Below are 13,712 nucleotides of genomic sequence, written 5' to 3' on the forward strand. Positions count from 1 at the left end.
GCACCGAGGGCACTCACAACCCGACCATTCCCCCTCAAACCCGCCGCAGCCGGCCCAGCAGTTGCGGGTTGTCCCAGGTCGGTTGACGGTCCTCGATCACCACGCGGTGCGGCAGCGGGCTGTCCCGCTCCACCGACAGCTCGACCCAGCGCGGCACCAGCTCGTTGTTGAGGTCGTCCAGCAGGGCCAGCGCCAGCGCCTCCGGCCCGCCGTCGAAGCCGGCGAAGGACGCCAGATAGGCGGCGAAGGACGCAGGCTCCAGCACCAGCCGGTCGGGCACCAGCCGCAGGGTCAGCCGGGTGCCCGGCATCGGCTCGCCGCGCAGCTCCACCAGATAGTCATGGCGGGCGTCGGGCGACGGCAGGGTGCCCAGCAGCTCGCGCCTCATGCCGACACCCCGAGCCCAGCCTTGCCGGCGCGGGTCAGCTTCACCCAGCTGCGGGCGCCGGACTGGAAGGACAGGCCGCCGGTGTAGCCGACGGCGCGCACGCTGTCGGCGAAGACCTGGATCAGCTCAACCCGCAGCTCCGGCGGCAGGGCGGCGTGGCTGCGCAGGATCAGGTCGAAATGGTTGGGGCGGACCAGCCCGTCCAGCTGCATCGGGCCGAACCGGCTGAGATCCAGGTCGATGACGAAGCGGCTGCCCGGCTTCGACCGCTCACCGCCGCCGCTCTCCTCGTCCTCCTTCAGCGGGTGGACGTGCAGCTTGATCGGCTTCGGCCCGTTGGCGTCCATCAGCGGGATGGTGTAGGAGCGCCAGTCGCCCGGCAGCGGCTCGGCCGCCTCGCGGCGCAGCTCGCCGAAATCCTTCTCCAGCCGCTCCAGCAGGTCGCGCCGCCCCGCCTTGTCCAGCGCCGAGGACGCCTCGTCGCCCAGCCAGCCCTGGGCGTCGCCGCCGCGCATCGCCGCCAGGAAGAATCCCAGCGCCGCCGTCAGCTTGCGGTTGGGCTGCGGCATGGTCGCCTGCATCGACCGGGCAAGCGCCGGGTCGGCCGCCGCCAGCGTCGCCATCAGCTGCCGCATCGCCGGCCAGTCGCGCTCGCCCAGCGGTCCCGGCGGACCGGTTGCCGCCGCCTGGGTCGCCGCAAGTGTCGCGGCTTGCGCCCGGTCGGTCAGCGCCGCGGTGACGGTGGCGCCCTGCGGCAGGCTGGCCGCCACGTTCAGCGCCAGCATGCCCTGTTTGGTCGCGAGGATGGGCTGGCCCTGCGGCGTGCTGCCGGCCACCGTGCCGCGCAGCACCCGCGCGTCGGGGGGCGCATCGGGCGACGCATCGGGCTGGGCGGCGGACCCGTCCGCGGCCGGCGGCTGGCCGCCGCCCTGGTTGGCGCCCTGGTTCGCGCCCTGGCCGCCGCGGCCGGCTTCCTGCGGATCGCCGGGCGGACGGGGCTGTTGCGGCGGCGGGGTCACGGTCAGGATCTTCAGCGCCACCGTGGCGCCGCGCGGCAGGTCGGGCGGTTCCGCCGGCTCGCCGGAGGGCCGGGTCGGCGTCTCGGCGCCGGGGTGGGCCGCATCGCCGCCCAGCTCGACCGGCGTGCCGAAGGTCGCGCTGCCCGGTCCCGGCATCGCCCCAGCCGCCGTCCCGGCCGGCGCCTCGGGCTTGGCGCCCCCGGCGGGAGCCGTGCCGGCAGGAGAGGGCGCGGTCGGCGGCTGGGCCGGGCTGCCGGCGGCGGGCGTTCCGGCGGGTGTCGGCGTCAGCGGCTTGGCGCCCGATCCGCTGGCCAGCACCAGCGCCGGCACCACCGTCCCCGGCAGCAGCGGCGGCAGGCTGGACGGCGTGGGCGAGGGGGGGACGGCCGGCAGCAGGACGGCAGGAGGCGTTGCCCCGGGTGCCGCTCCGGCTGCCGTTCCACTGCCGGTGGCGGGTGCCGCCGTGCCGCCGGCCGGGGTCGCCAGCGCCTGGAGCAGGATCAGCGCCAGCGGCTTGGCCTGACCGGCGGCGGGGGAAGGGGAGGTGGAGGTCGCGCTGGCTGGGGTGAGCTGCACCGTCACCGGCTTGTCGGCCGGCAGCTCCGCCGCGCTGTCGAGCAGTAGTTCCCCGGCCGATGTCCGGATGCGGGTCAGCCCCTCGGGCGTCTGGCCGGCGACGGTGCCGGTCAGCACCACCGGGCGGGTGACCTCCGGCAGCCGGTCGGGCAGTTGCACGACCGTCGCCTCGGCCGTCACCGGGGCAGGCGCGGCCGGGGCCGCCGCGGCGGTGGCGGCGGCGGGGCTGACCGACGGTGGGATCGACCCGCCCATCGGTGCCCCGTTACTTGGCGTTGGCCAGCAGCCGCTGCACGATCGCCTCGACGTCGCGGGCCGCGTCGCTGGAGGGCGAGCGGGTCAGCAGCGGGGTCTGGTTGCGGATGGCGTCGCGCACCTTCAGGTCGCGGCGGATGATGCCGGCCAGCGCCGGCTTGTATTTCAGGAAATTCTGGCAGGCCTTCAGGATGGTGCCGTAGGTCCGCTCGCCGTCCTTCACGCTCTGCGCCATGTTGACCACGATCCGCAGGTCGGCGGACGGGTTGGTCGCGTGGGTCAGCTTGATGAAGGCGTAGGCGTCGGTCAGCGAGGTCGGCTCGTCCGTCGTCACCACCAGCGTCGTCCCGGCCGGTCCCGACAAAGTGCGCACCGTGCGGTCGACGCCGGCCCCCATGTCCATCACCACCCGGTCATAGCTCCGGGCCAGCTCCAGCAGGTCGTTGCGCAAGCCGGACAGCCGCTGGCTCGGCAGCTGGGCCAGCGTGCCCGATCCCGACCGGCCGGCGATGATGTCGAATCCGGTGTCGGGGAAGCGCTGCGCCGCCTTGGCCAGCGTCACCTCGCCGTTGATGACGGCACCCAAATCGTTCCTGGGCGAGAATCCGAGTTGGATGTCGACGTTGGCGAGGCCGAGGTCTCCGTCGAACAGCAGGGTGTTGAGCCCCGCCTTGGTCAGGGCGTGGCTGAGCGTGATCGAGAACCACGTCTTGCCGACGCCGCCCTTTCCGCTGGCCACGGCGATGACGTTGGCGCCGCGTAGCGGGCGAACGTTCTTGAGGGCGGCCGGGAACACCGGATCGGTCATGGCAGGGTCCTCGACGAGGGGGAACTGGCGGCTTTTTTGGCCTTGGTTGCGGGTTTTGCGGGTTTGGCCGCCGCGGCGGCCCGGCGTGGTGGCGGTGGTGGCGGAGATGGTGGCGCCAGTTCCTCGGGCTCCATCTCCTGATCGTGACCATGATGGCGGCCCTGACGGCGGCCATGACCGTAATCGTCGTCATGACGATCGTCATGCCCGCCGTCATGCCCGCCGTCATGATCCTGCTGATGATTCTCGTCATGAGCCCCGCCATGCTCCTCGTCCCAGGCCGCGCGCCTGGGCGCGCTGCGCGTGGCGGGCTGCTTCACGGCGGGCGCCTTCTCCTCGGGCGGGATCATCATGCGGGCGAGCGCAAGCGGGTTCAGCGCCGTCAGCCCCTCGGCCACCTTGGACGAGACGCTGGCGTCGCTGAAGGACAGCCGGGCGCGGGCGGCGACCGCCAGCAGGCTGCCCAGCCGGCGGGCCATGTCCAGCCGGGTGACCAGCATCCGCCGCACGCCGACCGCCTTGAAGGCCAGCGCCATGTCGGCGGCCTCCAGCGCGTCGAGCCCGGCGGGCAGCACCAGCACCGGCTCCACCTCGCCGACGCTCAGCAGGCCGCGGAGATCCTGCATGTCCCGGTTGTCGTAGGGGTTGCGGCCGGCGGTGTCGACCAGCACCAGGTCGGTCCGGCGATGGACCTCGTAGGCACCGGCCAGCGCGTCCGGATCCTCCACCGTCGCCAGCTTCAGCTTCATCAGCCGGGTGAAGGCGGCGAGCTGGTCGATGCCGCCGGCCCGCACGGTGTCGGTGGTGATGACGCCAACCGAGCATTTCCGGAACACGGCGCGGGCCGCCAGCTTGGCGGCGATCAGCGTCTTGCCGGAGCCCGGCGGGCCGACCAGCACCAGCGGCCTCACCTGGCTGCGGCCGTCGGGCAGCGGCTTGAAGCCGAAGATGGAATCGAGCGCCGAGCCCAGCGCCAGCCGCGGATCCTCGGTGTCGAGGCCGGATGCCGCGTCGATCAGCTGTTCGGCCAGCGCGGCGGGGACGCCATGGCGCTGCAGCGCGTCGGCCACCACCTCGCCGACGTCGATCTCCGGCTCGACCGGCTGCGGCGGCGCCTTGGCCCGGCCGCCGCGACCGCCGCCCCGGTCGCCGGAGGCGGGGGCCGCCGGCAGATCATCCTCTTCCACCGCCGCCGTGACGCGCACGCCGCCGCCTTCCTCCTCGCGCGTGGCGACGATGATGGCGTCGTCGCCCAGCGACTGGCGCACCATCCGCATGGCGTCGGACATGGTCCGGGCGTGGAAGGACTTCAGCCGCATCGGCGGAGCCTTCCGTCAGCCGGAGGAGGGGGGACGGCGCGCGTCATCAGATCTGCCCCAGGGTCTTGATGCGCGCCTTCGGGTGGATCTCGTTCTGCGACATGACCACGGTCGCAGGCCGGAACCGCTCGACGATGGAGCGGACGAAGGGCCGGATCAGCGGGCTGGTCAACAGAACGGGGCTCTCGCCCATCATGGCATGACGCTCGAAGGTTTGGCGGACGGAGGTGATGAACTGCTGCAGGCGGGAGGGTGCCATCGTCAGCTGCCGGTCGTCCCCGTCGCCCACCAGCGATTCGGCGAACCCCTGTTCCCATTCGGGCGACAGGGTGACGAGCGGGATGAAACCCATCTCGTTGGTGTTCGCGTCGCAAATCTGCCGGGCAAGGCGCGAGCGCACATGTTCGGTGATCTGGGTGATGCTGCGGGTCTGGCTGGTCGCTTCGGATACCCCTTCCAAGATCGTGGGAAGATCCCGGATCGAGACGCGTTCGGCAAGGAGATTCTGCAACACCCGTTGCAAACCGCCCACAGTGATCTGCCCGGGCACCACGTCGGCGATCAGCTTCTGGTGTTCCTTGTCGGTTTCGTCCAGCAGCTTCTGCGTCTCGGTGAAGGACAGCAGCTCGGGCATGTTGTCCTTGATCAGCTCGGTCAGGTGGGTGGTCACCACGGTCGACGGGTCGACCACGGTGTAGCCCTTGAACAGCGCCTCCTCGCGATAGCCGGGCTCGATCCAGATGGCGGGCAGGCCGAAGGTCGGCTCCACCGTCTGCTCGCCGGGCAGGCTCATGGCGTCGCCGCGCGGGTCCATCACCAGCAGCATGTTGGGCCGGATGTCGCCGCGCCCTGCCTCGATCTCCTTCACCCGGATGATGTAGGTGTTGGGCGGCAGCTGCAGGTTGTCCTGGATGCGCACCGCCGGCATGACGAAGCCGACCTCGCCGGCGATCTGGCGGCGCAGCCCCTTGATCTGGTCGGTCAGCCGGTGGCTGCCGGCCTGCGGCTGGTTGATCAGCGACAACAGGCCGTAGCCCAGCTCCAGCCGGATCAGGTCGATGGAGAGCGCGGTGGAGATCGGCTCGTCCGGGGCCGGGCCGCCGCCGGGCATGCCGCCGGCACCGCCGGTCGCGGCGGCCTCCTCGGCGGCGGCGGCCTCCTCGGCATCTTTCTTCGCGCGCAGGCGCGGCATGTACCAGGCGGCGAAGCCCACGATGCCGATGACCGGGGCCAGCGTCAGGATCGGCATGCCCGGCAGCAGGGCCAGCACGCCGATGGCGCCGGCCGACAGGGCCAGCGCCTGGCTGTGGCCGGTCAGCTGGCCGACGACCGCCTTGTCGGTCGAGCCGCCCATGCCGGCCTTCGACACCAGGAAGCCGGCGGAGATCGAGATCACCAGCGCCGGGATCTGCGACACCAGGCCGTCGCCGATGGTCAGCTTGGTGAAGGTGTCGAGCGCCTGCATCACCGGCATGTCGTGGCGCAGCACCGCGATGGTGACGCCGCCGATGATGTTGATGAACATGATCATCAGGCCGGCGACCGCGTCGCCCTTCACGAACTTCGACGCACCGTCCATCGAGCCGAAGAAGGCGCTTTCGTCCTCCAGCTCCTTGCGCCGGGCCCGCGCGGTGCTCTCCTCGATCATGCCGGCCGACAGGTCGGCGTCGATCGCCATCTGCTTGCCGGGCATGGCGTCGAGGGTGAAGCGCGCCGCCACTTCGGCGATGCGGCCCGAGCCGGCGGTGATGACCTTGAAATTCACGATGGTCAGGATGGCGTAGATGATCACGCCGATGACGAAGTCGCCGCCCATCACCAGATTGGCGAAGGCCTCGATGACATGGCCGGCCGCCGCCGTGCCCTCGTGCCCCTGGGTCAGGATCAGGCGGGTCGAGGCCATGTTCAGCGACAGGCGCAGCAGCGTGGTGATCAGCAGGATCGTCGGGTAGGAGGACAGCTGCAGCGGCTTCTCGATGAACAGCACCACCATCAGGATCAGGATGGAGACGGTGATGTTCAGCCCCAGCATCATGTCGAGCATGACGCTGGGCAGCGGCATGATCAGCCCGACCACGACGATCAGGATGCCGATGGCCATCGCCACGTCGCCGCGCTTCAGCGACGCCTTGACGACCGCCCACATCTCGCCGAAGGCGGCCATGTTGCCGGGGCCGCCGCCCCCGCCTCCGCCTGCATTATGTTCGGTCAGCGCCATGTCTGCTCCCGCCGCTCAGGGGCCCGGTCCCGGACGAAGCCGTCAGGCGGTCGCCCGTTCTTCGTTGCCCGGGGCGGTCACGCTGCGGCCCTCGTCGCCATACTGCTTCAGCTTGTTGCGCAGCGTGCGGATCGAGATGCCCAGGATGTTGGCGGCGTGGGTGCGGTTGCCCAGGCAATGGGTCAGCGTCTCCAGGATCAGGTCGCGCTCGACGTCGGCCACCGTGCGGCCGATCAGCGCCGCCAGCCCGGCGCCGGACGTGCCGGCATTGGCCGCCGCCGCGGCGCCACTGTTGGCCGCCATGCCGTAGGGCCCGGCCTTGCCGCCCTTGGGCGGGCCGTAGCTGGTCGGCAGCGGGCCCGGCGGCTGCATGGACATCGGAGCGGCGGGCTGCTGGCCCGAAGGGTGGGGCTGAGCCGCCGGGACGGTGCCGCCGGTGCCGGCGAACGGGTTGGCGACCGGCGAGTTGGCGGGGATCGAGGCCTGGACGCCCCCTTCCGGCGCCAGCATCTTGCTGGTCAGCATGATTGCCTCCGGCCCGACCTCCTCGCCGCGCGACAGCAGGACGGCGCGGTGCATGGTGTTTTCCAGCTCGCGCACGTTGCCGCGCCAATGGTGGGCCTGCAGCATCTGCATGGCGTCCTCGCTCAGGCGCTTGTCGCCCAGCCCGTTGGCCTCCGCGTATTTCTTCAGGAAATGCTCGGCGATCATCGGGATGTCGGCCGGGCGCTCGCGCAAGGCCGGGATCGCCACGCTGAACACGTTCAGGCGGAAATACAGATCCTCGCGGAAATTGCCGGCGCTGACCTCCGCCTCCAGGTTGCGGTTGGAGGTGGCGATCAGGCGGACATTGACCTTGACCGGCTGGCTGGAGCCGATGCGGTCGATCTCCTTCTCCTGGATGGCGCGCAGCAGCTTGGCCTGGAGCCTCGGGTGCATCTCCGACAGCTCGTCCAGCAGCAGGGTGCCGTTGTTGGCCTCCTCGAACTTGCCGAGCCGGCGGGCGACGGCGCCGGTGAAGGCGCCCTTCTCGTGGCCGAACAGCTCCGATTCCAGCAAATTCTCCGGGATGGCGGCGCAGTTCACCGCGACGAAGGACTCGCCCGACCGCCGGCTCTTGCGGTGGATGAAGCGGGCCATCAGCTCCTTGCCGGTCCCGCTCTCGCCGGTGATCATCACCGAGGCGTCGCTCGGCGCCACCTGCTCGGCCAGCCGCAGCGTCGCCAGCATCGCCGGGTCGCTGCAGACGATGGAATGGCTCTCCTCGGCCACCGCCTCCAGCACCGCGGCGATCAGCTCGGCGTTGGGGGGCAGCGGCAGATACTCCTTGGCCCCGGCGCGGATGGCGCGCACCGCGGCGGCGGCGTCGGTGCCGATGCCGCAGGCCACCACCGGGATGGTGATCCGCTCCGCCTTCAGGCTGTCGATGAAGGTCGCGATGTCCAGCTTGACGTCGATCATCACCAGATCGGCGCCGGCGGCGGCACGCAACGCGTTCAGCGCCCCTTCGATGCTGTCGGTGTGCGACACCTTGGCCCCGCGCTTCATGGCGATCTTGCCGGCGGCGGTGATGTAGCCTTCCAACGTTCCAACGATCAGCAGACGCATAGCCTTACGCTCCCACTCTCGGGGCTTCCCGGTCGAAATACTGGATCCGCTTTCCAGGCGGCAGGACGGCGTTCAGGAGCATCTCCAGACGCCGCGGATTCTCCTGGCGCGCGATGGAAACGGCGCCGATGGTGTAGAGGGTCTTGACCAGCGCGTCCTCCTCCGCCGCCCGCTCCACCTTGGCGGCGAGCGGGGCGAGGACGACGTTGCCGAGCACGGCCCCGTAGAAGGTCGTCAGCAGCGCGAGCGCCATCGCCGGGCCGATGGCCGACGGGTCGCTCAGGCTGCCCAGCATCTGCACCAGCCCGACCAGCGTGCCGATCAGCCCCATGGCCGGCGCCACCTCCGACGCGCGGCGCAGCACGCCGGCGCTCTTGCCGTGGCCGCCGGCGGTGGCCTCGACCTCGCCGACCAGCATCCGCTCGATGGCGTCGGGCGGCAGCCCTTCGGTGATCAGGGTGACGCTGCGGTGCAGGAAGGGCTCGGCGCGCAGTTCCGGCAGGACGTTGCGCAGGGTCTCCGGCCCGGCCCGCCGCGCCGCCTCGGCCAGCAGCAGCACCTGCCGCGCCACGCCCTTGGGGTCGAGCGTCTGGTGGACCAGCACCGCCGCCGCACTCCTCCAGGCGACCGCCACGTCGCCCAGCGAGAAGGACGCGGTGGTGACCGCCAGCGTGCCGCCCAGCACGATCAGCAGCGACGGCGGGTCGAGGAAGGCGCGGGCCGAGCCGCCGGTGGTGATCGCCAGCAGGATCACCCCCGCCGCCGCGGCCAGCCCGACCAGCGTCGCCACGTCCAGCCCGCCGCGCAGCCGCACGCCGCGCCCCGGCGAGGCCGCGGGCTCGCCCGCCGTTGCCGGACGGGCGTTGCCGGCAGCGATGCCGGCAGCGCCGCCGGAGGCGGCCGCCTTGGCGCGGGGAGGGACCGGGTCGGAGGAGATCGCCATCAGCCCCGGTCCGACTTGATGATTTCCGTCATGGTCACGCCCAGCCGGTCCTCCACCACCACCACCTCGCCGCGGGCGACCAGACGGTTGTTCACGTAGATGTCGATGGCCTCGCCGACCTTGCGGTCGAGTTCGACCACGGCGCCGCGGCCCAGCTTCAGCAGCTGCGCCACCTGCATGGTCGATTTGCCCAGCACGGCCGAGATCTGGACCGGGATGTCGTACACCGCCTCCAGATCCTTGGCGATCCCGGGGCTGGCGTAGTCGTCGCCGCTGCTGTTCAGGTCGTTCAGCGAGAAATTGTCGCTCGGCATGACGGTCTCGAACCTCCTTCATTCCGGTCCCCTCAGACGGGGGCCGGAGCCTCCAGCATGTGCGCGGCGCGGCGCTCGATCTCGGCCAGCAGCTGGGCGGTGTCGCGCTCCATGCCGCCCTCGGCCCATTCGATGCGGCAGCCGCCGGGCGCGATCGCCGGATCGCCGATCACCATCAGCCTGGCGCCGAAGCCGCGCGACCCGACCGTGCGGTCCAGATGCTCGCGCACCAGATCCATCGTGTCGTCGGCCACCCGGATGACCAGCCGCGGCTCGTCGATCAGGTCGGTCAGGCAGGCGCGGACCATCCCCTCCACCTCGACCATGCCGCCGCGCCGCGCCCATTCGGGCATCAGCTTGCGGACGATGGCCAGCGCCAGATGGACCGGCTGCTCGGAGCGCGCCGCGCTGCCCGCCTCGCGTTCGGCCAGCAGGCGGGCGACCCCGTCGGCGATCTGCGACAGCGCGCCGGCGATGCGGTTGTTCACCGTCGCCTCGATCTCCGCCTTGCCGCGTTCGTAGCCGGTGTTCTGGCCGGCGCCCATGCCGTCGGTGAAGCCCTTGCCGTAGCCGGCGGCCGTCCCCTCCGACTTGCCGGCGGCGAGGCCCTCGTCATAGCCGCGGGCACGGGCGGCGGCCAGCTCCTCCTCGCCGAAGGTCGGCGCCGGCGGGGGCGGCGGCTCCTCCGGCTGCGGCGGCTCGTCCTCCGGCAGCAGGTCGTCCTCCTCGACATGGGTCATGCGGGGCACGGCGTCCACGTCGAAGGACTCGTCGAAAAGGAATTTGCGCACGCTCATGGCCGGTGCGCTCCCTCATGGGGGCCAAAGGTGAAGGCGGGGGCGGAGGCCGGCATCGCTCAGCTCTCCTGATACAGCCAGTTGCGCAGGATCGAGACCGCCTCTTCCGGATGCTTGTCGACGATCTCGCCGACCTTGCGCAGGGAGGATGCGCGGACGCGGCCTTCGACCCGGTTGATGTCGATCATCTGCTCCAGCTCCTCGTCGGCCTGCGCCGCTTCCAGCGCCAGATCCTGGGCCAGCGCGCCGGTGGGGGCGGCCAGCGCCGCCGGCATGCCGGCTTGGTCGGTCAGCAGCCGGTCCATCTCGTCCTCCTCCTGCATCTCGGCCTTCTCGAAGGCGCGGGAGATCAGCGGGCGGATGACCAGCAGGATGATCAGGACGGCGACGATGCCCAGGACGACCATCTCCGCGATGCGGAACAGGTCGTCCTTGGTCATGCCCATGAACAGCTCTTCCGGCTTCTGGATGTCGTCTTCCGGCGACCAGAAGCGCATGTTGATCACCTCCAGCGAGTCGCCGCGCACGGCGTCCAGCCCGACGGCGGAGCGCACCAGCGCCTTGATGCTCTCGACCTCCTGCTCGCTGCGCGGCTGGTAGGCCGGGGGGGCGTCCTTGGACAGCTGGTAGGTGCCGTCGACCAGCACGGCGACCGACAGGCGGCGGACCTGCCCGCTCTCGCGCACATGCGACTTGGTGGTCTTGGTGATCTCGTAGTTGATCGTCTCTTCGTTGCGGTTCGACTTGTTCGAGGACAGCGGGCTGGCGCTGCTGCTGGCCTGGGAGGTCGGCAGGTTCTGGTCCACCGTCACCGGGGCCAGCGGGTCGCGGTCGGCGCTCTCGTTCGACTCGGCGACCGTCTGGGTCGAGCGGACGACCTGGCTTTCCGGATCGAAGATTTCCGACTGGGTGGTGATGCGGTCGAAGTCGAGGTCGGCCGACACCTCCGCCCGCACCTTGCCGTAGCCGAGCGTCCGGCCCAGCAGATCCTCGATGGTGCGGGCCAGCCGGCCCTCGTAGGCCTGCTTCTTCTCCTCGGCGCTAGCCATCATGGCTTCCGCCGTGTCGCTGCCGGTGCCGCGCGCCAGCAGCTTGCCCTTGTCGTCGACGATGGAGATGCGGTTGGGGTCGAGGTTGGGCACCGAGGCGGCGATCAGCTGCTGGATCGCCTGGATGTTCTCGCGGCTCAGCTGGGCTCCGGGGCGCAGCTTCAGGAAGACGCTGGCGGTCGCCGGGTTCTGCTGGCGGGCGAACAGCTCGCGCTTGGGCAGCACCAGATGGACGCGGGCCTGCTGGACGCCGTTCAGCGTCTGCACCGTGCGCGCCATCTCGCCTTCCAGCGCGCGCAGGTGGTTGATGTTCTGCATGAAGCTGGTGGCGCCGAAGCCCTCGCCCTTGTCGAACAGCTCGTAGCCGACCGAGCCGCCCGACGGCAGCCCCTGCGCCGCCATGCGCATGCGCATCGGCCCGACCTGGTCGGCCGGCACCATGATCTTGGTGCCCGTCTTGTCGACGCTGTAGGGGACCTTCGCCTCCTCCAGCTTCTTGGCGATGGCCGCCGCCTCCGTCTGCTGGAGTTCGGCGTAGAGCAGCTCCATCTCCGGCGTCGACAGCCGGGTGGTCAGGTAGACGAAGAATCCGATCAGCAGCAGCCCGACCCCGCCGATCGCGGCGAGGCGCGCGGGTCCGAGATTGCGCAAGGTCTGCAGCAGGTTGTTCACGCGCGGTCCCCGATCGGAAGTCTGTCCGGCATGCTCTCCACACGGCCTGTTTCGCGAATGCGAGACGGTTTGTGCAAGTTCCGCGCCGGGCTTTGCCTACTCTGGGGCATGCTGCGTGGTCTTGATGAACAGAGGGTTAATCGGCGGCAGAATTTGCCCAGTGCCCGGCAAAATATGCCTAGTGCCCCGCAAATATTGCAGCCCCGTGCAGGGTCTGCGCGCAACCCTGGGTCACAATGACGCAGCATTTCCCCGGCTTGAGCGCAACGGTGCGCGGAACGCGACCGCGGGCGGGGCGACGGCGCGCGATGCGCGAAACGGGTACGCCGGTATGAAGCACCGGATGAGTCGGGGCAGGCAAGACTTGTCCAAAGGAGGTATTCGGTCGAGCGGCGGTTGACATCGACCTATGGCGGTCATAGCTGAGTTGCATTCCACACCCGCATCCGGCCGATTCGTCCGTCCCGGTGACGTCCTTCCCTGCACCGGCGCCGCTGGCGGCGTTTTCCGGAGCGATGGGGTTCCGGGCATCCCGGGCGGTGGCGGGCGGACCGGGCATCGGGGTCCAGTACAGTATCGAAGGGAAAGAGCCATGAAACGGCGTGGCCGCGAGAAGAAGGAAGGCCTGAACGAGGTCGACGTGTTCGTCGGCCAGCGCCTGCGCGAACTGCGCATGCTGGCCGGCCTCAGCCAGAGCGACGTCGCCTCGGCGCTGGGGCTGACCTTCCAGCAGCTTCAGAAATACGAGCGCGGCTTCAACCGCGTGTCCTCCAGCCGGCTGTTCAAGCTCGGCCAGTTCTTCCGCGTCCCGGTCTCCGTCTTCTTCGAAGGGCTGGAGAACCGCCAGACGGTGCCGGAGGGCGAGGTGCCGGCCGCGGGCAGGGAGGAGCAGGACAACACCCTGCAATCGCGCGAGGCGCTGATGCTGGCGCGCTATTTCCAGAGCATCCGCGATCCGCAGGTGCGTGCCGCCATCCGCGAACTGGCCGAACGCTGCGCCGAACCGGCGGATGCCGGCGCTGGGGCAGGGGCCGGGGAAGGAGTCGGGGCGGCGGAGGTCCGGCGCGGCCGCGGCCGCCGGGCCGAGCAGGGCGGCCATGCCTGAGGGCCGCTTCTGACCACTGATTCAGACGGATCAGCCCGGCGCCCTGCGCTTGCGCTGGCCGTCTGCGGCCGGTACGGCCAGATGCCTCAGCTCCTCGTAGCGTTCGAGGAAAAGGGTGAATGCCCGCTCGGGACCGACCGGCACGATCCTGTCGGGATGGGGAGGCGGCAGGTGGCCGAAATCCATCCAGGCCGGCGGCAGCAGGTCGCGCAACTCCGTCGCCATGCAGACGAGGTCGGCGCGCTTGACCTCGGCGCCGTCGAGGCGGAAGCCGAAGCGCCGGGCGAGCGCCCGCTTGATCGGGTCGAGTTTCTTCTTCAGATGCTCCCGCCCGATCAGCAGCTTGACGCATGAGGCGATGTCCCCGCTGATCGCCTCGTCGAGGTCGTGGCACAGGCCGTCCAGCGCGAAGGCCGGCGGGACCAGACGCGAAACCATGACGCTGTGCTCGGCGACCGAATAGAATTCGCGGGTGGCGCCTGCCCATCGCGGCTGATAGGCCAGCGACCGCGCCACGTCGGCGATCGGCATGCCGTCGGCACAGGGATGTTCGAGATCGAACGTGAATCCCGACGCCATCAGCATCGCGGTCCGGCCGCTCGGTCGCTTGAGCAGGTCCAGCTGCTGCATTTCGGTCACCT

General features: G+C 70.6%; 12 protein-coding genes. 1 reads left to right on the plus strand and 11 read right to left on the minus strand.

Translation table 11 applies throughout. The features are described 5' to 3' along the window. Positions 1-34: 34 nt before the first annotated feature. Genes ABMY26_RS29735 through fliF form a run of 10 tightly spaced genes read right to left on the minus strand, consistent with a single transcriptional unit; the run spans position 35 to position 11,966 of the window. Positions 35-388: a hypothetical protein gene (locus ABMY26_RS29735; protein WP_372399109.1), complete on the minus strand. Its 354-nt coding sequence runs from the start codon at positions 386-388 to the stop codon at positions 35-37. Continuing rightward, positions 385-2,238, minus strand: a complete 1,854-nt coding sequence (locus ABMY26_RS29740) for a hypothetical protein (RefSeq protein ID WP_372399110.1) — start codon at positions 2,236-2,238, stop codon at positions 385-387. The genes ABMY26_RS29735 and ABMY26_RS29740 overlap by 4 nt, the downstream gene beginning before the upstream one ends. A gap of 10 nt (positions 2,239-2,248) precedes the next feature. Beyond that, positions 2,249-3,046: a MinD/ParA family protein gene (locus ABMY26_RS29745; protein ID WP_372399111.1), complete on the minus strand. Its 798-nt coding sequence runs from the start codon at positions 3,044-3,046 to the stop codon at positions 2,249-2,251. Further along, a complete protein-coding gene (locus ABMY26_RS29750) occupies positions 3,043-4,365 on the minus strand; it encodes a GTPase (protein WP_372399112.1) in 1,323 nt (440 codons plus the stop codon). The genes ABMY26_RS29745 and ABMY26_RS29750 overlap by 4 nt, the downstream gene beginning before the upstream one ends. A 46-nt stretch (positions 4,366-4,411) precedes the next feature. Continuing rightward, on the minus strand, positions 4,412-6,583 hold the full coding sequence (gene flhA / locus ABMY26_RS29755) for a flagellar biosynthesis protein FlhA (RefSeq protein ID WP_372399113.1): 2,172 nt from the start codon (positions 6,581-6,583) through the stop codon (positions 4,412-4,414). A gap of 42 nt (positions 6,584-6,625) precedes the next feature. Beyond that, complete coding sequence (locus tag ABMY26_RS29760; RefSeq protein WP_372399114.1) at positions 6,626-8,191, minus strand: sigma-54-dependent transcriptional regulator; 1,566 nt, start codon at positions 8,189-8,191, stop codon at positions 6,626-6,628. Between the two features lie 4 nt (positions 8,192-8,195). Then, the gene (locus ABMY26_RS29765) at positions 8,196-9,134 is read right to left on the minus strand and encodes a motility protein A (protein ID WP_372399115.1); all 939 of its coding nucleotides are present in this window, start codon (positions 9,132-9,134) and stop codon (positions 8,196-8,198) included. Then, a complete protein-coding gene (fliN, locus tag ABMY26_RS29770; RefSeq protein WP_045584088.1) occupies positions 9,134-9,448 on the minus strand; it encodes a flagellar motor switch protein FliN in 315 nt (104 codons plus the stop codon). Before fliN ends, ABMY26_RS29765 begins: the two co-directional genes overlap by 1 nt. 32 nt (positions 9,449-9,480) lie before the next feature. After that, on the minus strand, positions 9,481-10,245 hold the full coding sequence (locus ABMY26_RS29775; RefSeq protein ID WP_372399116.1) for a flagellar assembly protein FliH: 765 nt from the start codon (positions 10,243-10,245) through the stop codon (positions 9,481-9,483). A 59-nt stretch (positions 10,246-10,304) separates the two neighbouring features. Next, positions 10,305-11,966, minus strand: coding sequence for a flagellar basal-body MS-ring/collar protein FliF (fliF, locus tag ABMY26_RS29780; protein ID WP_372399117.1), 1,662 nt, complete (start codon positions 11,964-11,966; stop codon positions 10,305-10,307). A gap of 592 nt (positions 11,967-12,558) precedes the next feature. Here fliF and ABMY26_RS29785 point away from each other — a divergent pair. Next, the gene (locus tag ABMY26_RS29785; RefSeq protein WP_372399118.1) at positions 12,559-13,071 is read left to right on the plus strand and encodes a helix-turn-helix domain-containing protein; all 513 of its coding nucleotides are present in this window, start codon (positions 12,559-12,561) and stop codon (positions 13,069-13,071) included. Between the two features lie 30 nt (positions 13,072-13,101). Here the strand turns inward: ABMY26_RS29785 and ABMY26_RS29790 are convergent, their stop codons facing one another. Next, positions 13,102-13,701 (minus strand): hydrolase, encoded by a 600-nt coding sequence (locus ABMY26_RS29790; RefSeq protein ID WP_372399119.1) that lies wholly within the window; start codon positions 13,699-13,701, stop codon positions 13,102-13,104. Positions 13,702-13,712: the final 11 nt, after the last annotated feature.

Source organism: Azospirillum sp. HJ39, assembly GCF_041507355.1.
Taxonomy (GTDB): domain Bacteria; phylum Pseudomonadota; class Alphaproteobacteria; order Azospirillales; family Azospirillaceae; genus Azospirillum; species Azospirillum thiophilum.